General features: G+C 43.5%; 22 protein-coding genes and 1 tRNA gene. 11 read left to right on the top strand and 12 right to left on the bottom strand.

All coding sequences use genetic code 11. From position 1 onward, the window contains the following. Positions 1-627 precede the first annotated feature (627 nt). Complete coding sequence (locus tag DN752_RS08315) at positions 628-1,116, top strand: carboxypeptidase regulatory-like domain-containing protein (RefSeq protein ID WP_112783511.1); 489 nt, start codon at positions 628-630, stop codon at positions 1,114-1,116. Between the two features lie 226 nt (positions 1,117-1,342). On the opposite strand, the gene DN752_RS24430 is transcribed toward DN752_RS08315, so the two are convergent. Continuing rightward, the gene (locus DN752_RS24430; protein WP_162633159.1) at positions 1,343-1,624 is read right to left on the bottom strand and encodes a hypothetical protein; all 282 of its coding nucleotides are present in this window, start codon (positions 1,622-1,624) and stop codon (positions 1,343-1,345) included. A gap of 671 nt (positions 1,625-2,295) precedes the next feature. On the opposite strand from DN752_RS24430, the gene DN752_RS08320 reads away from it, so the two are divergent. Genes DN752_RS08320 through DN752_RS08335 form a run of 4 tightly spaced genes read left to right on the top strand, consistent with a single transcriptional unit; the run spans position 2,296 to position 5,666 of the window. Continuing rightward, positions 2,296-2,865 carry an RNA polymerase sigma factor gene (locus DN752_RS08320; RefSeq protein WP_112783512.1) on the top strand — a complete coding sequence of 190 codons (570 nt, stop codon included), beginning with the start codon at positions 2,296-2,298 and terminating at the stop codon, positions 2,863-2,865. Further along, positions 2,858-3,649 carry a hypothetical protein gene (locus DN752_RS08325; RefSeq protein WP_112783513.1) on the top strand — a complete coding sequence of 264 codons (792 nt, stop codon included), beginning with the start codon at positions 2,858-2,860 and terminating at the stop codon, positions 3,647-3,649. Before DN752_RS08320 ends, DN752_RS08325 begins: the two co-directional genes overlap by 8 nt. Before the next feature lie 24 nt (positions 3,650-3,673). Continuing rightward, positions 3,674-4,711 (top strand): outer membrane beta-barrel protein, encoded by a 1,038-nt coding sequence (locus tag DN752_RS08330; RefSeq protein WP_112783514.1) that lies wholly within the window; start codon positions 3,674-3,676, stop codon positions 4,709-4,711. Positions 4,712-4,742: 31 nt separating this feature from the next. After that, complete coding sequence (locus tag DN752_RS08335; RefSeq protein WP_112783515.1) at positions 4,743-5,666, top strand: DUF4097 family beta strand repeat-containing protein; 924 nt, start codon at positions 4,743-4,745, stop codon at positions 5,664-5,666. A 364-nt stretch (positions 5,667-6,030) separates the two neighbouring features. Here DN752_RS08335 and DN752_RS08340 read toward each other — a convergent pair whose 3' ends face one another. After that, positions 6,031-6,510 (bottom strand): hypothetical protein, encoded by a 480-nt coding sequence (locus DN752_RS08340; protein WP_112786468.1) that lies wholly within the window; start codon positions 6,508-6,510, stop codon positions 6,031-6,033. A 9-nt stretch (positions 6,511-6,519) separates the two neighbouring features. After that, positions 6,520-7,632 carry a ferredoxin--NADP reductase gene (locus DN752_RS08345; RefSeq protein WP_211324180.1) on the bottom strand — a complete coding sequence of 371 codons (1,113 nt, stop codon included), beginning with the start codon at positions 7,630-7,632 and terminating at the stop codon, positions 6,520-6,522. Between the two features lie 311 nt (positions 7,633-7,943). On the opposite strand from DN752_RS08345, the gene DN752_RS08350 reads away from it, so the two are divergent. Further along, a complete protein-coding gene (locus tag DN752_RS08350) occupies positions 7,944-8,696 on the top strand; it encodes a DUF4397 domain-containing protein (RefSeq protein ID WP_112783516.1) in 753 nt (250 codons plus the stop codon). Between the two features lie 459 nt (positions 8,697-9,155). Further along, on the top strand, positions 9,156-10,499 hold the full coding sequence (purB, locus tag DN752_RS08355) for an adenylosuccinate lyase (RefSeq protein WP_112783517.1): 1,344 nt from the start codon (positions 9,156-9,158) through the stop codon (positions 10,497-10,499). A gap of 343 nt (positions 10,500-10,842) precedes the next feature. Here purB and ctlX read toward each other — a convergent pair whose 3' ends face one another. The 5 genes from ctlX to DN752_RS08380 all read right to left on the bottom strand — a co-directional run bounded on the left by ctlX (position 10,843) and on the right by DN752_RS08380 (position 17,104). Beyond that, positions 10,843-11,775, bottom strand: a complete 933-nt coding sequence (ctlX, locus tag DN752_RS08360) for a citrulline utilization hydrolase CtlX (RefSeq protein ID WP_112783518.1) — start codon at positions 11,773-11,775, stop codon at positions 10,843-10,845. Between the two features lie 66 nt (positions 11,776-11,841). Continuing rightward, positions 11,842-12,756 carry a hypothetical protein gene (locus DN752_RS08365; protein ID WP_112783519.1) on the bottom strand — a complete coding sequence of 305 codons (915 nt, stop codon included), beginning with the start codon at positions 12,754-12,756 and terminating at the stop codon, positions 11,842-11,844. Positions 12,757-13,184: 428 nt separating this feature from the next. Continuing rightward, the gene (locus DN752_RS08370) at positions 13,185-15,713 is read right to left on the bottom strand and encodes an ATP-dependent Clp protease ATP-binding subunit (protein ID WP_112783520.1); all 2,529 of its coding nucleotides are present in this window, start codon (positions 15,711-15,713) and stop codon (positions 13,185-13,187) included. A gap of 71 nt (positions 15,714-15,784) precedes the next feature. After that, on the bottom strand, positions 15,785-16,408 hold the full coding sequence (locus DN752_RS08375; RefSeq protein WP_112786470.1) for a WbqC family protein: 624 nt from the start codon (positions 16,406-16,408) through the stop codon (positions 15,785-15,787). A gap of 66 nt (positions 16,409-16,474) precedes the next feature. Continuing rightward, complete coding sequence (locus DN752_RS08380) at positions 16,475-17,104, bottom strand: L-threonylcarbamoyladenylate synthase (RefSeq protein ID WP_112783521.1); 630 nt, start codon at positions 17,102-17,104, stop codon at positions 16,475-16,477. A gap of 169 nt (positions 17,105-17,273) precedes the next feature. Between DN752_RS08380 and mltG the strand changes: the two genes are divergently transcribed. From mltG to DN752_RS08400, 4 genes are all read left to right on the top strand, one after another. Next, complete coding sequence (mltG, locus tag DN752_RS08385) at positions 17,274-18,317, top strand: endolytic transglycosylase MltG (protein WP_112783522.1); 1,044 nt, start codon at positions 17,274-17,276, stop codon at positions 18,315-18,317. A gap of 3 nt (positions 18,318-18,320) precedes the next feature. Next, positions 18,321-18,725, top strand: a complete 405-nt coding sequence (locus DN752_RS08390) for an acyl-CoA thioesterase (protein WP_112783523.1) — start codon at positions 18,321-18,323, stop codon at positions 18,723-18,725. A gap of 12 nt (positions 18,726-18,737) precedes the next feature. Further along, positions 18,738-19,679, top strand: a complete 942-nt coding sequence (locus DN752_RS08395; protein WP_112783524.1) for a YihY/virulence factor BrkB family protein — start codon at positions 18,738-18,740, stop codon at positions 19,677-19,679. A gap of 134 nt (positions 19,680-19,813) precedes the next feature. Further along, positions 19,814-19,898, top strand: a tRNA-Ser gene (locus tag DN752_RS08400). Positions 19,899-20,114: 216 nt separating this feature from the next. On the opposite strand, the gene DN752_RS08405 is transcribed toward DN752_RS08400, so the two are convergent. The 4 genes from DN752_RS08405 to DN752_RS08420 form a co-directional block, all read right to left on the bottom strand. Beyond that, complete coding sequence (locus DN752_RS08405; protein ID WP_162633160.1) at positions 20,115-20,846, bottom strand: hypothetical protein; 732 nt, start codon at positions 20,844-20,846, stop codon at positions 20,115-20,117. A 195-nt stretch (positions 20,847-21,041) separates the two neighbouring features. After that, entirely contained in the window at positions 21,042-22,127 is a 1,086-nt protein-coding gene (locus DN752_RS08410) for an ImmA/IrrE family metallo-endopeptidase (protein WP_112783526.1), read from the bottom strand. A 2-nt stretch (positions 22,128-22,129) separates the two neighbouring features. Continuing rightward, complete coding sequence (locus DN752_RS08415; protein WP_112783527.1) at positions 22,130-22,471, bottom strand: type II toxin-antitoxin system RelE/ParE family toxin; 342 nt, start codon at positions 22,469-22,471, stop codon at positions 22,130-22,132. A gap of 248 nt (positions 22,472-22,719) precedes the next feature. Then, complete coding sequence (locus DN752_RS08420; RefSeq protein ID WP_112783528.1) at positions 22,720-23,154, bottom strand: hypothetical protein; 435 nt, start codon at positions 23,152-23,154, stop codon at positions 22,720-22,722. Positions 23,155-23,258 lie beyond the last annotated feature (104 nt).

Genomic DNA, 23,258 nt, shown 5'->3' on the forward strand with positions numbered 1-23,258 from the left:
GAATCCGCAGGTTACTAAATTTATCGTGCCGCTGGCACTTTACCGCAGTTTGAACATTAGAAACAGCAGTAGCCCGTCCCAGCAAATACTGAAAGAGCACGAGCATCAGTTGGCCTAATGGACAAATAATCCACCGCACCTATCTGCCCAAGTGGGGAGAATGGTTTAGATAAGTTTATGTGTATCCGTAACGCAATACTCAGTCTCATAGAAACGAAGTAGTCACTGTGAGTCCATTATTTGACCTTTGGAGCATTCGGTTTTGGGACAGTTGATGGGGGCGTTAAGAAAATGAGTTAGCTCGTGCAGTGGACAAGCGAGATCCACTCATTTTTAGCCCATAGCAACTGGCACAAAATCAAATTAAGGCAAACGAAATCGTACTCGTAAACCAAACTACTTAATGTGAAGAATGCTCCATGGCCTAGATTTTTTGCCTACTTTTTCATCAATGGAAAAAGTAGGAAAGTCTAATAAAGCATATGAAGTTAAATTCCATAGGAACGGCAGATATATTCAAACTGGAACACTTTTTTAAATGCGTTCGCCCTGCTTATCCTTTCCATTACCACGGACTTGGCACAAAATATGTAAGTTCCAAACTAGCATTCACAAGACAACCTAACCATGAAAACCAAACAAGGATTATCGCCCTTCACTTTTTCTCTAATTGCCGCGACCTTCATTGCTGTGCTCCTCTGTGGATGTAAAGCACAGCGGGTAGACACCCAGGGAATAGTCGGCCAAGTGTATTGGATCGAAGGAAACCAGATGCCCACCATCACCGATGGCAGTGACGAAACCCCTGCAAAGCCGGAAAGAAAAAAAGTAAAACGAACTATCCGCATCTACGAGCGCACACACATCAACCAAGCGACTATGGGAGATCATCTTTTTAAGGATATCGAAACTCCGATGATCGCCGAGATAGAAACAGAAGAAGACGGCAGTTTTGCCATTGGACTTGCCCCTGGTGCCTATTCGATTTTTACGGTTGAAGAAAACGGGTATTTTGCCAATGTCTATGACCTGGACAGCTATATCCAACCCGTAGAAGTACAAGACAACGAATGGAACAATATACAAATCCTGATCAATTATAAAGCAGCTTATTAACCTGAGCTGGCATTAAACCCGAAATATGCATTAGCCTATCTGTTGCGACCTGAAACTGCTTCAAAATCAGCCGTTTCACTTTAGTTTTCGGCATAACCGTAGCGGTGCTACGCTAATGCCTCCAAACTAACTGATTTTCTTGCAATTTCAGCTCTCACTACGATTCCTAACGCATAATCCGGGATCAATGCCGTTTAGTTAAGGGGATTTCCTTCTTTTCATATACCTAAAAGTCCTTTTTTTGATTGACTTTGGCTGGGGAAACCTGATCATCTTGGTGGATTTTATCCTTTTCCTTTTTTCCATTGATGAAAAAAGAAAGAAAAAAATCTAGGCCGGTGGTATGCCTTTTAAAATGGAACATGGATTTACCCTGCGACCGAGATCCGTCACCCATTTTAATTTCCACCCGATGGCTACGACCTAAAAGTGAGTGGGTCTCGCTGTTCCACGACGCGAGCCTACTCCCTTTCTTAACGGCCTCCACCATCGGCTGGAAAACAGGCATGCCAAGGGCCGTAATAAGGAAGCGATACCTTTTTTGGCTCAGGGGGGCTTATAGTTCTCGCTCAACTCGGTTACTTAAGAAAATGTACCACTACATGGAATAATGATGATAATTTATCCATAAGAAACTTATTAATCGGATCCGCCTTGCAGGTATTGGGCGTTAAGAAATTAAAAAGCGGGTGGGCAAGAAGGCAGGCTTGTTTGACGAAATGCTGCCCAAAAAGAATGTTGGCTGCTAGAAAAGGAGGAGTTTGCCTGCATGAGGGAAGGTTTTAATTTTAGGCCAATAGATGCACAGCGGCGGGGTTTTTTGGTCACTTTTTTGACCTGCAGCAAAAAAGTGACAAAGGTAAAGGGATGAAAACCATCTTGGAATTTAGCAGAAAAACAATAGAACCAATATTTCCAAATACACACTAACTAAACGGCATTGAATCCGGGTTAAACGTCCCTCAGTACAACTGAAGGGACAACCGGACCGAGATGGATCAAACCCAAAATTGTTTTAAAATCAATCGCTACGCTTTTATAAAAAAAATTCCAATCCCCATGCAACCCTTTTTGTTTAACTTGTATCTACCTTATTGAAGCCCGCTTCCAGTCACGACAACGGCAGGAGTTGGTTTTCAACACCTTTAGAACGAACATTTTCGAGGGAACGCAAAAAGCATGTTTATCAGAAAAACTTTTACCACTGAATCTGCCATCATACAAGGATGCCTCAAGGGAAATCGCAATGCCCAGAAGCACCTGTATGATCACTATTCAGGAAAGTTTCTGATCATCTGCCGGCGGTACATCAAAGACCGCGACCTAGCCGAAGATGTCATGATCGAAGGGTTTATGAAGATATTCGAAAAATTGGATCAGTATGAAGCCAAGGGCAGTTTTGAGGGGTGGATGAAACGCATCATCGTCACCCAATCACTGCTTACACTTAGGAAAAACCAAAAACTGTCCATGGAAGTAAACCTGGACTACGAACTGGAGACGAGCTTGCCTCAGTACGAGTTTGTGGACATGGAAGCCGACGAACTGCTGGAAATGATCCACGAATTGCCACTCGGCTACCAGACGGTTTTTAACCTGTACGCCATAGAAGGATACAGGCATGCAGAGATCAGTGATCTTTTGGGGATTTCGGAAAACACATCCAAATCCCAGCTCAGCAGGGCCAGGGCCATGCTGAAACAAAAAATCACCCAGTTACAATTAAAAGAAAGGAGAATCAATGAATAAGCAGCAACATCCCATAGACAAATTGTTCCGCGACAAGCTGGAGCAGCACCAGGAAAAGCCAAGCGGTTTGGCTTGGGAACGACTGGAATCCCAACTGGAACCTACCAAATCCGACAACAAATGGGGCTGGATGCGCATAGCAGCCATGTTTATGGGTGTGATGGGCCTGGTCTATCTGCTCTGGCAATATGCACCTGTCCAACCACCCGCAGCACCTCAAATCGCTGAAAAAACAGTCGAAAAGCAGCAGCTACCAAATAAAGATGCCAAGAATTCTCCACAGCCAGCAGTGACTGACCAACCTACTTTGGCAGAAGCAGTAGAACCTGCTGCCAAGGAAGTAAATCCAGAAAGTACCCCTACCGCAAAACAGCCTGCTGATCAAAAACACCCAGCAAAAACGTCTAAAGCATCCGTGAAACCGGCTCAAAAAGAACCCCAACAGGTGCAGGTGGCTGAGCGCAACCAGAAAAACGCCACCATCCCTAAAGCGGATGTCACGCCGCTACCTCAACTTGAAGTACCGACGCCAGACATGGACGAACTTATTGCCGAAAATACCACCGTGACAACGGAGAAAGAACCAGCTGTTTCCTATAAGGTAAGCATCAAGTCCAGCGGCATCAGCGAAAAACCCAAAAAGGAAAAACTCGTCGAAGAAATCGGCGATAAGATCAATACACTCGGTGGCCTATTAGGCAAAGTAGACCAAGGATATGCAGACCTGCAGGATGCTAAAAACAATCTCTTTGCAGCACTGATCACCAAAAACGAAACAAAATAAGCAATAACATTAACTTTACGAACGATGAAAAGATACCTTTTGGCCTTGATTTTATTGGCCTTAGCACACACTTCCTTTGCCTCAGGAGGGACTGACAGTGTTTTCACAGCGGCAAAGGACAGCATTATCGTAGAATACGGTCATTCGGGAAAAATCGTCATCCTCGTCGATAACAAGGAGGATTTCGAAAAATTAAAAATCCTGGATGTCAACCAGATCATTGATGAACTGGACCTCGAGCTGGACGAAAACACTGGTGATCTTACCGTGGTAGAAATCAGTGACAAAAACGGCAATAGCAAAGAAATCGTCAAAGTGGAAGAAGGCGGTGCCGAAACGGCCGTTTCCGTAGGGAGGATAAAAGTAATCGTGGACGAATCCGGCCCTACCACCAAAGTCCGTGTGGAAAAAACCAAAAAACCAGAACCCAGCTTCAGAACCTATTTCAATGTAGACCTGGGCATCAATAACTACCTCAGGGGAGGCGGCGGTTTTCCCACCTCCGACCAGCCCTACGCCGTCAAAGGCTGGGGCAGCTGGAATGTCGGCTTGAACCTAATGGCCAGCCAGCGCTTGTCCAAAGGCTTCTATTGGGATTTTGGACTTGGCGTGCAATGGTACAACTTCAAGTTTGAAAACCGCGACTACCAAGCTGTCCGTGGAGACCAAAACATCGAATTTATTCAACGCACTGATGTGGATGGCTTCAAAAGTAAAGTATCCGCTTCCTACCTGACTGCCATGACCCTGCTCAAAGTGGATTTCGGGAGAATGAACGACAATGGCAACAAAGGCCTAAAAATTGCCGCAGGTCCCTATTTTGGCTATCGTGTAGGAGGTAGGAGCAAGTATGTATATCGCGAATTGGGTGGCTCAGGAAGGCATAAAGACAAGCTGAACACCGGTATCTACCTGAACAATATCCGCTATGGCATCCGTGGAGAAATCGGTATTGGCCGCGTCACATTTTTCTCTACTTACGATCTAAACGAGCTCTATCAGGACGGCAAAGGACCTTCGGGCGAATCCCTGCATCCGATTACCTTCGGCCTCGTTTTCTAAACAACCATTCCAACTCACTAAACACAATACCATGAAAAATCTTTTGACACATATCAGCCTGGTTGCTTACCTGTTTTTGGCTGCAAGCTCAGCGGCCTTTGGGCAAACAAAAATTGAAAAGAGCTTCGAAAACATCCATAAACTGGATATCGAGGGTGGCAGTATTGAGATTTCCTATCAAGGGAATGCGGGACAAGACCTGATCGAAGTGGTGGCAGATTTGGGCCATGACGAAGATGCCGGCAAAAACCTTGTCTTTGTGACCATTGGCAATACCCTCAAAATTTCCTACCAAACTCCTTCCAACAGCTGGAAAAACAATAATCAAGGCAAAAGATACGTGCGGATCACAGGACCTGAAGCAATCGACCTAAGTGCCGTCAATTCTTCCGGAAAAATGTACATCAGCACGGTAAAATCAGACAAAATCTACCTTAAAGCAAGTTCTGGAATGATCGAAGCCGAGGACCTCACCGGCGACCTGGACATCAAGGCATCTTCCGGAAAGGTATCCGTAAAACGCGTCGACGGAAATGTCCTCTGCAAGGTCAGCAGTGGCATGGCAGCACTTGAATACATCAAAGGAAACACGGACATCACCTCCAGTAGTGGAAAAATCGAAGCCAATCACATTGCCGGTGAGGTGAACGTCAGCGTCACTTCTGGCAGTGCTTCCCTAGAAGACATCGCTACCGTTGGCAGCATGAAGCTTTCTTCTGGTCATGTAAAGGCCAAAAAAGTAGGCTTCGGCCCCAACACCAGCTTTAACGGCAATTCAGGAGCCTTTCACATCAAAACCAATGCAGACTTGGCCATGTACAATTACGACTTGAGCGCCGGCAGTGGCATGGTCAAAGTAGGCGGAAGCAATTCCAGCGACCACTTGGTCATCAACAACCAAGGCACTTACACCATCACTGGAAAAATCGGATCAGGAATGATTTCCATTGAATAAAAATCGATTTCCCTTTTCACTGGGGAATTTTCTATTCTGCCTTGAGGTATTTGACGTTAAGAAATCAAAGAAGTGGGCCGGAAAAGGCGCAGGATTGTATGACATGAATCAGCACAAAAAGTTGATTGGCTGCTCATAGGTTTACCTGTCTGAAGCCAGGTAAACCTAGCTTCTAGACAGGAGGAGTTTTCCTGCGCGAGGGCTGGCTTTTATTTTAGTCAAATAGCTCACCGCAGTGGTTTTTTTTTTGGTTACTTTTTTCACCTAAAGGAAAAAAGTAACAAGGTAACGAAGTGAAAGCCACCTTAGAATTTGGCAAACAAAGTAAACGTTACCCACGGTAAATCATATAGAACCAATTTTTCTATCCTTCCCGTATTTTAAAACCTTCGATAGTCGCTCGATCTTCTTCTTTTAGCCGTAAAAGACGGATGATTCTATCCGGGGTAGGCTTGGCCAGCGAAGTCATGATCAGCGTCACCGCATAGGCCACCGTAAACCCAGGGTTTTCATAGACGATCAACCCAAATGCACACAAAAAGCATGCGACAAATAGCTGCCAAAAACGGGACATGGTCATCTTGCAGTACTGTTGTACTTTTTGTTCCAAAGGGATTTCAGCATTTCTTAGCTGCTTTATCCCTCCGTTAAATTTGAAATAACTAAATGCCAGCAGCAAGGGAATCCCCACCAGCAGAACCATACTCAGCCAAAGCGGAAAAGTAGGGATGGGCAGTTCCATATTTCCACTGGTGGTATACAGGTACGCAAAGGCAAAAGCCGGCAAGGGAATCGCTATCAAGATCAGAATATTCCTCTCCAGCTCCCAATATTTTTTCTTCATCTCCATGGCCTATCCAATATCCACTTTCACATCTCCAGATACCGGACGTGACACACAGCAAAGAATGTATCCCTCCTTCTTTTCACTGTCAGACAGCCCCGCATCCTGATCCATTTTCACTTCTCCGCTGGACAATCGCCCACGACAGGCAGTACAAAGCCCACTTTGGCAGCTGTAAGGCATATCATATCCTTCATCCAGTCCTGCCTCCAAAATCGTCTTATCCGGAGCCACTTCAAAAGTATGCATCTCTCCTTCCAAGTTAATGGTCACCTCTCTGGTCAAGGCCGGCTGGCCATCAGCATTCTCCTCCGCTTCTTTTTCTGCTTCTTCTGAAGAAGAGGTATAGAAACTCTCCCTGTGGATATTATCATGGGGCACGTCAAGTTTCAGCAAAGCTTCTACACTTGCTTCCATCAGCCCCTCGGGACCACAAAGATAGTAAAGCTCCTTGTCTGCTTCAGCGAAATGCTTCTCGGCTAAAACCTGCTCGATCATCTGTTCATTTAGTCGGCCTTGCAGACCGGACCATTCACCTGAAGGCCGGGAAAGGGTATGCACCACTTCCAGACGCCCTTGCTGCTCGGCCACTAGCTGCTGAAGTGACTGGTCAAAAATCACCTGATCTTCCGAACGGTTACAATAAATCAATGTCACCTTGGATTGGGGTTCATTGATCAGGACGGATTTGGTGATTCCCATGATAGGGGTAATGCCACTCCCTCCAGCGATCATGATGAAATGATTTTTGTTCTTGGAATGAAAGTCGGCCGTAAAATGCCCCATTGGCTTCATCACCTCGATGGTTTTCCCCGGTTTGATGGATTCATTGATGAAGTTAGAGACCACACCTCCTTCGATTCTCTTTACCGTAATACCAGGATGCGGATCCACATATGGTGAGGTACATAGGCTGTATGAACGGCGCTCCTCTTTCCCATTGATATCCAGGATCAATGTGAGAAACTGCCCCGGCTTATACTCCAAATAAGGCTCTGGCTGCTCAAAATAGATCGAAACGGCATCTGGGGTCTCCCGCACCACTTCACGCACTTTTAAGGACACATATTGACTACCTCTTTTCTTATCTTCTTTATTCTTCTTAAATAAATTGAATATCATTGCTTTATGTCGTATTTATTACACGCTACCTTTCTGGCATCAAAATTAAGACCGATTTTTTAAAAACCATTTTAAATCACCAAGTAAAATCCCATATCCCCCTGCAATAGGGAATAGAATCCGAATGGACAGCGCAAATGTATAATTAAGGTTAAAACACATCGTGCCGAAAGAGGTTCATATTCCGGTAGAAAAATAGCTTCACCACAAAATTATTTCCCTTCTGCTGTAGCGTTTTTACATAAGGTTACGTTTCGAGAACAAAACCTACTTAACAGAAAGAGAGTAAAATAGATTAAACCAACGTAATTATGTTAACGCGATTAAACAAAAACAATTTATTCACCAAATGGAAGAGAAGTCTAGGACTTTTCCTCCTTGCGCTATCCCCCCTTTTGATTACCAGCTGCTTGGATGATGACGACACGGAATACTATGAGGGTCCATTGGCCTATGTTTCCTTTTACCACGGTTCTCCGGAAACAGGCGCAGTGACCATCTATGCCGATGGCGTGAGCAAGCCTCCATACAGCACTTACGACTTCAAGTACACTGATTACTTTAACTACGCCAATTTCTATACAGGCGAAAGGACCCTTTCCTTCAAAAACAGGAATGCCAATAACTCTCTGCTGGACACCACGGTGACGTTAGAAGAAAATCACGTATATTCCTTCTTCTTCATCGACGGAGAAGAATCAGATATGGGCATCGTACAGGCAGAAGATGATTGGGATTTTCAGGAGGAGCACAAAGCGATGGTTCGGTTTGTAAACTTGTCCCCAGACTCACCGGCACTGGACCTATACATCAATGATGAAGAAACACCCGCCTTTCAGGGCGAAAGCTATAAGAGTGTTACCGATTTTGTAGAAATTGATGCTGATTTTACCACTTTTACAGTGGAAGGCGTCGGTGAGATCAATCTGACTGCAGAGGACCTTGACCTTCGTGAACAGCGCGTATATACGGTCATTGTCCGGGGATATGTCAATCCTGATAGCGGATCGACCTCAGAAAAAGACCTCAGCATTCAAGTAATCAGAAACTACCCCAACTACTAGAATTAGCTAAACCAACACGTTTGATTGCTGAAGAGGCCGCCTATTTGGGTGGCCTTTTTTTTATGTATACCAATACCGGCCCTTCGACAACGCTCAGGAGCCGGTTACAGCGCATAGCCGAAGGGCTGACTACCTTAAACCCGGAATATGCATAGCCTATCTACGCCACGGCGCACAGGTGTTGTGACCTGAAACTGCTTCAAAATCAGCCGTTTCACTTTAGTTTTCGGCATAACCGTAGCGGTGCTACGCTAATGCCTCCAAACTAACTGATTTTCTTGCAATTTCAGCTCTCACTACGATTCCTAACGCATAATTCGGGTTAAAGAAAAAAGCACCTAAATCAAGGCTACTTTTTTCGTAAAACCTCTATCACTTGAAATTACCACCAAATTAAGGGGCTTTTAAGCATTAAACATTTATTTTTGCATCGTCATACAATTTCAAAACAGCATCACCATGAATCTAAATACGCTGACCGCAGTATCCTCAGTAGACGGAAGATACGGAAGCAAAACGGCTCCTTTGAGGGCTTATTTTTCTGAGTTTGCCCTGATCAAGTACCGGGTAAAAGTGGAAGTGGAATATTTCATTGCCCTATGTGAATTACCTTTACCGCAACTAACAGGTGTTTCTAAAGATATTTTTCCCCAGCTACGTGCCATCGTAGAGGATTTTTCGGAAGAAAATGCCGAGGCCATCAAGGAAATAGAAAGAACCACCAACCATGATGTAAAAGCTGTCGAGTATTTCCTTAAGGAAGAATTTGACAAACTTGGACTGGAGGCACAAAAGGAGTTCATCCATTTTGGTCTGACATCTCAGGACATCAACAATACCGCTACGCCACTAATGCTGAAAGAAGGGGTCGAAAGGGTGATTTTACCTGTCTTGGTAGAAGTCATCTCCAAACTTCACAGCCAAGTGGATGAGTGGAAAGATATCTCCATGCTGGCCAAAACCCATGGACAACCGGCCTCTCCTACTCGCTTGGGCAAGGAATTCCAAGTATTTGTCACCCGTCTTGAAAACCAGCTCACACTGCTGCAGCAAGTGCCTTACTCTGCAAAATTCGGTGGCGCCACCGGTAATATGAACGCGCATAAAGTGGCCTATCCCAACCAAGATTGGAATACTTTTGCCAACAACTTTGTAAGCAATCACCTTGGTCTTGAGCGGAGCTTTCCGACGACACAGATCGAGCATTACGACAATCTTGCCGCTACTTTTGATGGATTGAAACGCATCAACACCATCCTGCTTGACCTCTCTAAGGATGTTTGGCAATATGTCAGCATGAATTATTTCAAGCAAAAAATCAAAGCAGGGGAAGTAGGCTCTTCCGCGATGCCACACAAAGTCAACCCTATCGACTTTGAGAACGCAGAAGGTAACCTTGGTATTGCCAACGCCTTATTGGAGCATTTGGCCGCAAAACTGCCCATTAGCCGACTTCAGCGTGACCTGACGGACAGCACGGTATTGCGTGTGATCGGAGTGCCTTTAGCGCATATGCTGATTTCTTTCGAGTCACTTAAAAAAGGGCTGGGCAAGCTTGAACTTAACAAAGCAGCCATTGATGCTGACCTGGAAGATAACTGGGCGGTAGTGGCCGAGGCCATTCAGACCATCCTCCGAAGGGAAGGCTATCCAAAACCATATGAAGCACTAAAAGACCTTACCCGCACCAATACCCGTATCACAGAACAATCCATTCAAGAGTTTATCGAAAACCTGAACGTTTCGGATGAGGTGAAGGCTGAGCTCAAAGTAATCACTCCGTTTAACTATACCGGTATTTAGCCTTCTAACCTGAGTCGATTATGAAACCGTCACTTGCGAGCTTGTCTGGAGCCAAACAGGGCTTAGAGTGAGGTCTGAGCAGGTGGAAGCCGTGGCAGCTCGCCGCGGCGAGTTGCCACACCCTTTTCCAACCCACATCCTCCTAAAAAGGGTTCGCAATGACGCTTTTTATACTAAAAATAAGTCGAGCTCAGGTTACTTGGTTTTCCAATTTAAGAAAAAAAATCAGCGCAAATCATAATCATCTGCGTCATCAGCGTTTCATCAGTTTCCAGCTTTTCTGCTTGATCCAGTGCTTTTACAGCAACCACTTATGAGACAGTCTCATTTGTTATCCAACCGCCTATTTTGGCAAGAAAATCTCTGCCATCATACAGCGGACACTGCCTCCTCCTATTTTTTCGATAGTAGGAATCTCAGGAATGATAAGGTCAGTATATTTCTCGATCACCTGTCTTTGCCCGGCCTTCAGGCCGTTGTAGGCTGTCTGCGACATCACGGTAAACCTTTTCCCCTGCTGGCCTACTAGCTCCAGCATATTTCCTGCAAAGGCAAATTTTTGAGGTATCGTAATTGGTACAATCTTTTTACCTGCGCTCTCCAAGGACTCCTTTACCTGTTGTTTTACGGATTTGCCCACGATGCTATCAAGGCAAACTACGGCAAGCTGGCTCCCCACATGCATCATGACATTGGTATGATAAATGGGGGTTTTATCCTTTGAATGAGACTGTATGGCATTAAAAGAGATTACTTTATATCCCATCAGTCGCTCAAAGTAATGTAAAGGTTCTCCATGTGTTCGTTCCGAAAGACAGGCATAAGCGATCTGATGTTGTCTGTCCAGAACCATGCTTCCGGTACTTTCCAAAAACTGTCCATCTTCTTCAAAAAAAGTAAGGTCTACGATATCATCGACCTTAAAACCTCGATCGGCAAGCAAATTCACCAAATCTTTTCTCCGCTCTTTTCTCCTTATGGCTGACATCATCGGATACAGCAGCAAATGACCATCTCCATGGGTACTGAACCAGTTGTTGGGAAAAACAGCGTCCGGCTTTGGCGGATGGGGGGTGTCTTCCACCACGATGACCTGAATACCGCTGCGCTGTAATAACTCCACAAAACCATCAAACTCCCTTAGGACTTGGGCTTGGATATCGGCCACAGGTCGCCCATCTACCTGCTGATAGTTATTGTCAACAGCGGTCTCGGGATTAAACCCAAAAGCAGCGGGACGAACCATTAAAACCATGGAAGTTGCTTGTGCGGACATAGTAAGCGTTTACTTTCATTGAGTCAACTTCCGGCAAGTTACAAAACGGCCGTGGCTATGTACTTGTTATTTTTGATAATATTGGTACAGCACAGGCTTAATCCGAAAACGTTCTTCACTAAGTGAGAAAAAACTGCTGCCATTTTTTGAAAATGTCAACGCCTCCCCTTGGGGCTCTGGCACATAAGGCAACTGCATTGGTGACCGGGACAGTGCTTCAGCAATGGATTCGCCCTCTTTACGTGTCCAGTGATAGATGACCCAATAGTTCTTGATGATGATTTCTTTACCATCAGGGGATATATCGCCCCCTACAGACATGGTGATGGGGAGCTTTTGCAATGGTTCCAGTTCCACTTCCTCGTCATCGAGCTTATCAGCTGGCGCACGATAGAGCACGTTACTGGAATCCCGCTTACTGACGATGTACACATCACCATTCCAAGGATCCACCATCAATGTTTCTGCATCCCTCGGGCCATCGGGGTAGGTAAGTTTAGTTTTATGCGGTTTGACACTTATCGACGTACTATCTTCCACAGGCTCCTCAAATCGCAGCAAGCTGATGGAAGGATATTTTCCGTCATTATCTCCAATTTCTCCTACAAAAACATAAGATTTATCTCCACTGGCATCGGGGCCTACCGCTATATCTTCCCAGTCGCGGTTTCGGGTTCCTTCCAAGTTGATTTCTCCTTTTACCCGACCGACAGAATCCAACTTGTACACTACCGGCTCTCCACCACTATCATTGTGGGTGTAGAGCATATTGTCGTATTCTCTGCTTGCTGCCAAGCCACTGGCTTCCTTCAGCAGCTTCCTGTCCACCAACCCTACTTCCTTGCCACTATAATAAAGCGTATCCACCACTTGCGGATTGATCCTTACGTGATATTTGTTGTAGATCTTTTCAGACAACAAATATGGCATCAGTGAAGCCAGAAAGGTAAGTTTCAATATAACCTGGAACATAAATTTCATCACCCAAAATTAACAAAAACAACACCAAAACAACTCACTGTCAAGTCAATGGAATGTTAAATTATGCAAATGGTACCATGATGTAGCTGAGATGGGTGAAAAAGTCAACGAATAAAAAAGTTGATAAAGAAGCTAATCACGAAATTGTCGGTCTCACCAGTCCCTTCGGCTCCGCTCAGGTAACGGATGAGACGAACATCATGTCTCTTTAACCCGGCTTATGTAATTATGGAATATTTCTATTTACCGGATTTAATTTAGCAACAAACAATTCAGCGTAAGCCTTAATAACCTCCACATCCTCCATTCTATCAGAACCGCCACAATCCCCATTTCACAGTTTGATCCGGTTTATGTTGCTTTTCGAATAGGCATAAAAAAAGTGGCCCACTAAGGAGCCACTTTAAAAATAAACCGTCTATTAAACTCTAATCTGCTTTTTCTTTCTTTTTGACAGCTATATTTAGCTCATCACCTTTTCCAGGATAATCGGCTTTGATCACATCACCTTCGGAAAGGTCTCCTTTGAGGATCTCTTCCGCAATGGCATCTTCCAAGTATTTCTGGATAGCCCTGTTCAGCGGTCGAGCGCCATACTGCTGATCATATCCTCTTTCAGCCAAGAAGTCTTTGGCCTTATCGGTCAATTCGATCTTATACCCAAGTTCCGTGATTCGACTGAACAGTTTTTCAAGGGTAATATCGATGATTTTATGAATATGATCCTTGCTAAGCGAGTTAAACACGACCACATCATCCAACCTGTTCAGAAACTCAGGGCTGAAGGCTTTTTTCAGGGCACTTTGGATGGTAGATTTCATTACTTCATCCATGTTTTCTTCCTTGGCTTTGGAAGCAAACCCGATCCCGGCACCAAAGTCTTTCAGATCCCTTACCCCGATATTGGAGGTCATGATGATCACGGTATTTCTGAAGTCCACTCTTCTGCCTAGCCCATCTGTCAAGATACCGTCATCCAGCACCTGAAGCAGTAGGTTAAAGACATCCGGGTGAGCTTTTTCGATCTCATCCAGCAAGACTACAGAATACGGTTTCCTTCTGACTTTTTCGGTCAACTGACCACCTTCTTCGTAGCCCACATAGCCTGGAGGTGCCCCTACCAATCTGGAAACACTGAATTTCTCCATATACTCTGACATGTCAATCCTCACAAGCGAATCTTCCTTGTCAAACAGGTAAGTCGCCAGCGTTTTGGCAAGCTCTGTTTTACCTACACCAGTAGGCCCTAGGAAAATAAATGAACCGATCGGCTTCTTAGGATCCTTCAGCCCCACTCGGGTACGTTGAATGGCCTTGGTCAATTTTTTGATCGCATCACTTTGACCAATCACCTTATCTTGCAGCTCATTGCCCATGTTCAGCAACTTATTGCCTTCTTTTTGGGCAATTCGCTTGGCAGGAATTCCAGTCATCATGGCGATTACTTCTGCCACATTATCTTCCTCCACCGTATAGCGCTTGGTTTTGCTTTCTTCTTCCCACTTGGCCTTTGCATTCTCCAGTTGTTCAAGGAGCTTTTTCTCCCTGTCCCTGAGCTGTGCAGCCTCTTCGTATTTTTGACTTTTTACTACGCGGTTTTTCTCCACCTTGATATTCTCCACCTCTTCTTCCAGTTTCAGGATTTCATCAGGCACATGGATGTTATTGATGTGCACGCGGGCACCTGCTTCATCCAAGATATCGATGGCCTTATCCGGTAGGAAGCGGTCAGAGATATAGCGGTCGGACAGTTTCACACACGCATCGATCGCCTCCGGCGTATAGTTTACGTTATGGTGATCTTCGTATTTGTCCTTGATATTGTTCAGGATCTGTATCGTTTCCTCAGGAGTGGTGGCATCCACCATTACCATCTGGAACCTTCTGGCCAATGCACCATCTTTTTCGATATACTGACGGTACTCGTCCAAGGTAGTGGCACCGATGCATTGGATTTCGCCCCTGGCAAGTGCCGGCTTGAACATATTGGATGCATCGAGCGACCCACTGGCTCCGCCAGCTCCCACGATGGTATGCAGCTCATCGATGAAAAGGATGACATTGGGGGATTTCTCCAATTCATTCATCACGGCTTTCATACGCTCCTCAAACTGGCCACGATACTTCGTTCCAGCGACCAGAGACGCCAGATCTAGCGTCACCACGCGCTTGTTAAACAGCACACGGGAGACTTTCTTCTGGATAATCCTCAGGGCCAATCCTTCAGCAATGGCCGTCTTACCCACTCCCGGTTCACCGATAAGGATAGGGTTATTTTTCTTTCTTCTGGAAAGGATCTGTGCCACGCGTTCGATTTCCTTTTCCCTTCCGATGATCGGGTCCAGCTTATCGTCTTCAGCCATTCTGGTAAGGTCCCTGCCAAAATTATCCAAGACAGGTGTCCTGGATTTTTCGGTAGAGCCTTTGCCACCACCACCAGAGGAACCTCCAGAACTACCAAAGAGTTTGCTGCTTTCCTCATCTGTATCGTCCGCCTCAGCACCAGAGCGGGGCGTTTGATCAGTTTGGAATTCAAGCATTTCTTTTACCGTATCGTAAGTTGTATCGAATTTATGCAGGATCTGGGTAGCAATATTGTCCTCATCCCTTAGGATTGAAAGCAACAAGTGCTCAGTTCCGATAAGTTGGCTCTTGAATATTTTCGCTTCCAAGTAAGTGATTTTCAGCACTTTTTCAGACTGCCTTGTGAGCGGAATATTGGCCAAGTTTTTCACATTGTGATTGGCCGTTCCTTTTACAGCACGCTCCACGGAATTGCGAAGCTCATCCAAAGGCACTCCTAATTTCTTCAATATGGAAACAGCGACACCTTCCCCTTCTCGGATCATGCCCAGCAAGAGGTGTTCGGTTCCTATATAATCGTGACCCAAGCGCAAAGCTTCTTCACGACTTAGAGAAATCACCTCTTTGACTCTATTTGAAAATTTTGCTTCCATTTAGTTCCTTTCTGAATTGTTAATAATTCTCTATATAATTTTACCGAATTTGTTTTAAAAACACAATTCTTTTACGGATTGTTCAGTTCTTTTTTTTTCGATTGTGAGATTATTTCACTGGCCATAGGCCCCTCACAAAACAACAAATCGATAATGCTCAAGTTAGGTACAAAGTCCAAGCCAAAGAGCTGTGTATACTTCCACGGTTGGTAAATATTTCTTTGCTCAAAAGGCTCCTTCGCAACGATTATTCCTCTCAGGTCCACGCAGGGAGAATATTCTTCCTCTTGAATGGCTACTGATACCTTGGTTTTCACCTTCATTAATTTCAGACAAAGTGTCAGTAATTCAAAATTAAATCTGTACAAATTGTCAATATCTTTTTGATAAATTAATTCAAAATAGGGAAAGAAGTATTCAAAGAAAGGTGCCTTTCCATAGGCACTGCGGATTCCTCGTAAGTGAACATTCTTCCATTTTTGTTTATAATCGATCTTTATTTCCTGGTATTTCACCTTTTTATTTCCTCCGATGACCGGGATACTTAGCGCCTCCACCTTATTGGCCAGCTGGATGTAGGTCCGGTTTCGGTAAGTTTGTTTTTGATACCTATCATTACCGGCCAACACCAAATGATCCGCATCCTGAACAGCCACGAAGAACTCTATGGGGGCAAGTAAAATAAGTCTGCACAAATCACTTTCTTTTCCATGCCCAAAAATAGTCAAAACTTTGAGCTATTTCCGCTAACCGACCCCTTACTAAAGTATCTCCTCCAGATTCCCCAGACCTTGCCGCAGTATTTCTATCTCATCTCCTGTACAGTCTACTACCGTGGATGCGACGTTATTGCCATACCCTCCGTCCACCACCACATCTACAAGATCCTTGTATTTTTCGTAAATCAGCTCTGGATCCGTACTGTATTCCAGCACATCATCCTCATCACGAATGGAGGTGGTCACGATGGGCTGGCCGAGCTCCTTCACCAATATACGTGGAATACCGTTATCAGGGATGCGTATTCCGACTGTTTTCTTTTTGCTGTGCAGTAGTTTGGGCACCTTGTTATTGGCATCCAGGATGAAGGTAAACGGCCCAGGCAGGGCTTTCTTCATCACCTTGAACACTGGCGTACTCAGTACGCGGGTATATTCTGAGATATTGCTAAGGTCATAACAGATAAAAGAGAAATTTTGTTTCTGGGGCTTCACTCCTTTGATCTGGCAAATTCTTTCTATGGCCTTTTGGTTATAAATATCACAGCCAATACCGTAAATGGTATCCGTGGGATAGATCACCACCCCACCCCTCCTGAGCACGTCCACCACACGCTGGACTTCCCTAGGATTGGGGTTTTCTGGATAGATTCTGATCAATGATGCGGCCATAATGTTTATGAGTTAAGTAGTTTTCTACTATGAATGTATCAAATTTAGCACCAAACAACTAACACTTTTTACCAGCTGCGTACATTTGTGTATGTATAAGTACCTTCACTTGTTTAATTTTATTTCCCTATTTTTGCGCCAAGCCTAGAAACGAGTCGTTATAAAAGCTATGATCACAAAAAAGAACCAAAAATATTACATGATAGGAATGATCGCCGTTTCGGTGCTGGTGAGTTCATTTGCCTTCTATTTCTATCAGGTTTTCTTCAGTCCCAACACCCTTACCGAGTCGGATGTTCCCGCTGAACTAAAAATCCCCAGTAACGCGACATTCCAGCAAGTATCTGACAGCTTGGCGTCAAACGAAATCATCACCGATGTGATATCCTTTAGCTTTGTATCCAAAGTGTTGAAATATCAGGAAAATGTCAAGCCCGGGAGGTACATTATACAGCCAAAAATGTCCAACAAGGAACTTGTTTCACTGCTTCGATCAGGAAGACAAACACCTGTAAACCTAACATTTAACAACATCAGGACCAAGGAAGACCTCTCCGAAAAAATAACCGACAACCTAGAAATAAACAAGGATCAATTCCTTTCCCTGCTCCAAGACAGTGTCTATATCCGCAAATTTGACTTTAACGAGGAGACGATCATGAGCATGTTTATTCCCAACACTTACGAGGTCTATTGGAATATCAGCCCAGAAACGCTCTTTGACAGGATGTACCGGGAGTACAATAAATTCTGGACCAAGCCGAGGATTGCCAGCGCCGACTCCTTGGGCATGAGCAGAACAGAGGTCGCAACGCTGGCCTCTATCGTTCAGGCCGAAACAGCCAAAAAAGACGAACGCCCAAAAATCGCAGGTGTATACATTAACAGACTAGAGCGCAACATTCCGCTACAAGCTGACCCTACCTTGGTTTTTGCACTAGGGGATTTCAGTATCAAAAGGGTCTTGAACGTACATAAAGAAATCGACAGCCCCTATAACACCTATCTGCACACGGGACTGCCTCCAGGACCGATCAACTTGCCCGACATCTCCTCTCTGGACGCTGTGCTCCATTACGATCAGCACAACTATCTTTATTTCTGCGCCAAAGAGGACTTTTCCGGTTACCATGTTTTCTCCACCAATCTGCGTGACCACCTGATCCAAGCCCGGAAATACCAAAATGCCCTGAACCAAGCAAACGTATATTAGCCTATGTTTACCTCCACCACCCAAGTAAGGGTACGCTATGCCGAAACCGACCAAATGGGGTATGTCTACTATGGCAATTATGCCATGTATTTTGAAGTCGCCAGAGTAGAATCACTTCGGGAGGCGGGTTTTTCGTACAAGGACATGGAAGACCAAGGTGTCATCATGCCGGTACTGGAGAGCTATAGCAAATACCTCAAACCTGGAAGATACGACGAGTTGCTCACGATCAAAACGACCATTAAAGAGATACCCGGGGTCAAAATCAGGTTTGAATACGATATCTTCAATGAGGCTGAAGAATTGATCCATAAGGGACATACCTTGCTGACATTCCTAAAAAAAGACGACCATCGACCATGTAGACCTCCTGCGGATTTAGTAAATTTATTGAAATCCTACTTTTAGCCTGAAGCACGAATGGTCAAAAAACGAGTGCACGACATATTGCAAAAACTGGACAGGTATGCCCAAAAGCTAAGGCGGATACACCTCAAAAACCCAGATCAAAACCTCTATGATGTAGGAAAGATATTTATCCACCAGATACAAAAGGACGAAATCGATGACCGCGCCAGTGCCGTAGCGTTCAATTTCACCGTTGCCCTCTTTCCGCTGACCTTGTTCTTGCTGAACATGCTGCCCTTTGTAGAGCTATTCTTTCCAGAAGTCACCCCTGAAAATATCCTATTATTTGTCAAAGAAATCCTTCCTGCCCCGCTATACGAAGGCACCGAAGCTACTGTACTGGACATCATCAGCAGGCCACGGCAGGGCATGCTTTCCTTTGGTTTCTTTATGGCCCTGTACCTGTCCACCAACGGCATCGTCTCCCTGATCAGTGCTTTCAATGCCTGCTACAAGACCAAGGAAAACAGGGGCTTCGTCCAGACGCGACTGATCTCGGTCATGATCATAGTATTCTTGGTGCTTAATCTCTGTGCGGCGGTGCTGGTCATGATCTTTGGGAACAAAGCACTCGACCTACTCACTGAGTACGGCGTGGTCTCCAGCAGCAGTAATATTATCTACCTCCTCCTCGCATCCCTCCGGTTCTTTGTGCTGCTATTCCTCTTTATGCTGGCCACTTCATTTATCTTTCACTTTGCCCCCGCAGTACATGACAGGTTTCATTTCTTCTCAGCAGGATCAGTGACGGCCGGATCGCTGATCACCATTGGGTTTTACCTGTTTTCGTTTTACCTGAACAATTTCGCCTCCTATAACAAGCTCTATGGGTCCATTGGTACCATGATCGCCTTGATGCTATGGATCCTGATCACCTCATTCATCATCTTAGTATGTTTCGAAATCAACGTCAGTCTTGCAAAAGCTGCCAAGAAGGAACTACCCAAAATTTAGTCAGCATAAAATCAGCAGGTTATATAACGAAGGTGATTTTAATTTCCCAAATCGTTGTAATTCACCTAAGAAGTAGTACCTTTGCAAACCGTAAGACAAACATAAATGTCCTACAAAGAAAACGCATCAGACCCAGAGGAGTGGCAGAGTGGTCGAATGCGGCGGTCTTGAAAACCGTTGTACCGCGAGGTACCGGGGGTTCGAATCCCTCCTCCTCTGCACAAACAAACCCTAACTCACTTAAAAGCAATGAGTTAGGGCTTTTATTTTTAATTCAGGGTCTTTTTCAGGGTCTTAAAGATTATTTTATGTTTTATTTCAGGTAATTGACATGGCAATAACTCTGACAAACTATCACGCACCTCAAACTTTTATAATTTACAGAGATCTGCCGTTCTGAATTGCCGATCAGTTAATCAATTGAAATGATTCTCCCTAAACCCCTGGCGTATTATAAGCCCAACCTATAATTCCTCTAGGTGCCTCATATTGTATTTCATTATCGAAACTCAAATCTGAATAACTCCCTTTTAATAACTTAAAACCAACCTTCTTAAGCCCCTCATGGTAGTCCATTTTGAAAACATCTATTCTTTTCGGAATCAGTAAATCTTTTGCAAATTCAGCTGGAATTGCATAATTAAGATCTTTAAGATCCATTTTGGTGCTTGGATACATTATTCCTTTTATTTCAGGACCACCCAAAAAATGTTTTGTTATGGCTATGGACTTTTTATAAAGAAACCCTTCTTCGGGCAGAACTGTTTTTGTAAACTCCTTAATTATAAACTCTTTTAAAGTTTTATCAAGTTTAATAAGATTATCATTTCCATTATAAAAATAGTGAGTGCCGTAATTATTGAGCGCTGCATATTGCTGGAAATATTTTTCCCTTTTGATATTTTGGAGTACTCCAATTTCAACTACATTAAATTTTTCTGCAACCTCAAATTCTACACATGTTACAGTATCCCCAATCTTAGGGTTTGTCTCAGACAAGCATGTATGACCTCCTCCAGAAACATACAACATCTGATCTCCAATATCATTACATCTCCCTAGTCTTGTGATTAAATGCTTTGGAGGGCACCATAAGTCATTTAATGAATAAAACAACTTATCCCCATCATTAATCCTAATCCTATGAACTTTAATTGTCTTAGGCACTACAAAAGTCAAAAAACCAAAATGGGCAGTGAGCTTACCAAATTCAACAATAAGATCATCAATACTGCAATTTTTTAAATCATGATTCTTAAATCTGTTAATAGCGATCGTAATTGTTTAGCACTTGGAAATTTATGTTTCGTCATTCACCACTCCTTTCAATGGATAAAAAAACAAATATTAAATAACGCATCTCTAAAGTTCAACCTTTTCAATAAGATATCTCCCCACTGAATGAGGCAATAATTTTCGATGCTGAAGCCTTCCTATAATAATTCCTGGATGAGTCTTAAATTCATTAGCAAAGTCAATAACCATCTTTTCTGTCAGCTGAGGAAATGAAACAATTATCTCTTCTTGAGCCTTCGTTAGTGTCCAATCTGCTGCAAAACTATCGGCTTCTTTCTCCTTTTCGAGATCTTTATCACTATACTCTACGTCCTCTAGAAATATATCCTTCTTACCATGAAGAAGAATATGACCAGCTTCATGGAAGAATGTAAACCAAAAAATATCATTCCGCTTATGCCTGCCCGTTAGTTGGATAACAGGACTATCATTCAACCACCTTGTAGCCCCGTTCAACGGTGCCTTAGGCAAGCAAGGGGTATAAACCACCTTAACCCCTACGGCTGCACAAGCCTGCTTAAGCTGTTCAAAGAAATTAGTGGGATGTGTAGCCATGATTGACTTTATCTTTGGCAATATATCCCTAAATGATTTAGCAGAATATTTACTTACAGCCATTCGTTCCGCCTGCAATTCCCCCATTCGTAGCCATGAGGATATAGCATAGGGCTGGCTGGTTGAGGCTAACGAAATCCTAAATGCTACTTTAAGTTGTTGTTCAAAATAGTATTCCGCCCAAGCAGTTTGATTCGCAAAACCAAAAAAAGACAAGAGTTCTAATGTCTTTTCTTCTATGGTTGTACGTTTTTCCATAAAGCCACATTTAACCAGTGCAGCAATTGGGAATTTTTTAGCCCAATCCGCTGCTTCTCTTAAGGCTTCTTTTTGTTTTTCGCGCGCTTTATACTCCTCAAATCCTTTTTGGTGATTGATCCAGAAATTAGCCGGAATTTGGGTTACATTTTCAAAAAGTATAGCCATATCGGTGGTAATGGCACTACCACCTTTAAGAATTGCGGAAATCGTTTTTTCAGGCTTTCCTGTTCTTACCGCAAATTCCTTTGGCCCCATTTGCATTTCTTCTAACTTTTCAGCTAAGGTTTCACCTGGGTGTGGAACTGATTGAGGTAAATATTGATTTTGCTTGGCCATAACTACTTCTCCTTGTGATAATTAGTAATCTCAATTACTTCTACTCCTTTTATTTCTACCCAAATATATTGCCCATCCTCATTTGTAGGGATCGGGTCTTCATGGGGAGTAAATATTAATCTGTATGGTTGGTCAAGATCACAAGCCCATTGCCCCTTTCTATTGTCTTTAAGTTCATGAAAGTTTCCGGGCAAATGCCTAACTTCTTCCAAATTACTGACATAGGACAGTTGGGCAAGCCTTTGTCTCAATTTTTGAGCTCTGACTTTCCCAAATTCCTTAACCATTTTTCGGTCGTCGTTAACAGCCTTGGCTAGTTTTTTAGTGGTAAAAGTAATGTTCACTGCAAAGTTATTATTTTTTTTTAAATTACATCAAGTGTTAATTGAAATTATTTAAAATACTCAAGCTTAGGCTTATTTGAATTTTTTTTTTCTTCAATCGGTGAAGGTTTCTCGTATCAGACTATCAACTACCTTACTTTTTAGAGGGGTTTGGACTAGGTTTAATTGAAGGCCTTGGAGTAGTTCTCCCTTTTCTAACTTCTCTACTTGGTGGGGGAGTGGTGGGATTCGGTTTTGGGTTATTTTGTTTAGCCATTATAATAAGCATTTAGTGATGAGAAAATTAGTACGAACAAAATCCCAGTGCCTAAAGAAATAATAGATGAAATATTTAAGCATGAAATTTTTTCATTTCTTTTATCGATATTCTCCAATAGCATAGAATAATCGATATCCATATCGATTTCATTGATTGTTTTTTCGTTGTATCTACTCGACAGGTAATGGGAGAATAAATTTAAAAACAGCGTCAGCGCAAACAACCCCCAGCCAAGAATAATAATCCAAACGTAAACAGACTCCTTTAAAGGACTGATTTTATCAATAAAAGTGACCGTAAGACCAAGTGCCCCAGAGCTTATATATGTTATGTATTTCTCAAAATCATCCTCACTTTTACTTTTCTGCTCTAAAATAGACAGCCTATATTCCTTCCATTGATTTTCTTCCTCTTTTGTTTTCATTCTACTTATTTAATTTGACATCGAATGATTTTTCTCCAAATTTGACAATTAACATCTATTGATTAAGTTAATTGCTCTTTGTTTTATTATCATGCTCCTGTTGA

The sequence above is a fragment of the Echinicola strongylocentroti genome, assembly GCF_003260975.1.
Lineage (GTDB): Bacteria > Bacteroidota > Bacteroidia > Cytophagales > Cyclobacteriaceae > Echinicola > Echinicola strongylocentroti.

What these genes read in the sequence shown, in the direction of transcription:
- DN752_RS08365 (WP_112783519.1), bottom strand. Translation starts at nt 12,756, where the DNA reads ATGAAATTTATGTTCCAGGTTATATTGAAACTTACCTTTCTGGCTTCA.
- DN752_RS08420 (WP_112783528.1), bottom strand. Translation starts at nt 23,154, where the DNA reads ATGAAAACAAAAGAGGAAGAAAATCAATGGAAGGAATATAGGCTGTCT.
- DN752_RS08395 (WP_112783524.1), top strand. Translation starts at nt 18,738, where the DNA reads ATGGTCAAAAAACGAGTGCACGACATATTGCAAAAACTGGACAGGTAT.
- DN752_RS08330 (WP_112783514.1), top strand. Translation starts at nt 3,674, where the DNA reads ATGAAAAGATACCTTTTGGCCTTGATTTTATTGGCCTTAGCACACACT.
- DN752_RS08390 (WP_112783523.1), top strand. Translation starts at nt 18,321, where the DNA reads ATGTTTACCTCCACCACCCAAGTAAGGGTACGCTATGCCGAAACCGAC.
- DN752_RS08380 (WP_112783521.1), bottom strand. Translation starts at nt 17,104, where the DNA reads ATGGCCGCATCATTGATCAGAATCTATCCAGAAAACCCCAATCCTAGG.
- DN752_RS08410 (WP_112783526.1), bottom strand. Translation starts at nt 22,127, where the DNA reads ATGGCCAAGCAAAATCAATATTTACCTCAATCAGTTCCACACCCAGGT.
- DN752_RS08345 (WP_211324180.1), bottom strand. Translation starts at nt 7,632, where the DNA reads ATGATATTCAATTTATTTAAGAAGAATAAAGAAGATAAGAAAAGAGGT.
- DN752_RS08340 (WP_112786468.1), bottom strand. Translation starts at nt 6,510, where the DNA reads ATGAAGAAAAAATATTGGGAGCTGGAGAGGAATATTCTGATCTTGATA.
- DN752_RS08350 (WP_112783516.1), top strand. Translation starts at nt 7,944, where the DNA reads ATGTTAACGCGATTAAACAAAAACAATTTATTCACCAAATGGAAGAGA.
- DN752_RS08325 (WP_112783513.1), top strand. Translation starts at nt 2,858, where the DNA reads ATGAATAAGCAGCAACATCCCATAGACAAATTGTTCCGCGACAAGCTG.
- DN752_RS08320 (WP_112783512.1), top strand. Translation starts at nt 2,296, where the DNA reads ATGTTTATCAGAAAAACTTTTACCACTGAATCTGCCATCATACAAGGA.
- DN752_RS08335 (WP_112783515.1), top strand. Translation starts at nt 4,743, where the DNA reads ATGAAAAATCTTTTGACACATATCAGCCTGGTTGCTTACCTGTTTTTG.
- DN752_RS08370 (WP_112783520.1), bottom strand. Translation starts at nt 15,713, where the DNA reads ATGGAAGCAAAATTTTCAAATAGAGTCAAAGAGGTGATTTCTCTAAGT.
- DN752_RS08315 (WP_112783511.1), top strand. Translation starts at nt 628, where the DNA reads ATGAAAACCAAACAAGGATTATCGCCCTTCACTTTTTCTCTAATTGCC.
- ctlX (WP_112783518.1), bottom strand. Translation starts at nt 11,775, where the DNA reads ATGTCCGCACAAGCAACTTCCATGGTTTTAATGGTTCGTCCCGCTGCT.
- DN752_RS24430 (WP_162633159.1), bottom strand. Translation starts at nt 1,624, where the DNA reads ATGCCTGTTTTCCAGCCGATGGTGGAGGCCGTTAAGAAAGGGAGTAGG.
- mltG (WP_112783522.1), top strand. Translation starts at nt 17,274, where the DNA reads ATGATCACAAAAAAGAACCAAAAATATTACATGATAGGAATGATCGCC.
- purB (WP_112783517.1), top strand. Translation starts at nt 9,156, where the DNA reads ATGAATCTAAATACGCTGACCGCAGTATCCTCAGTAGACGGAAGATAC.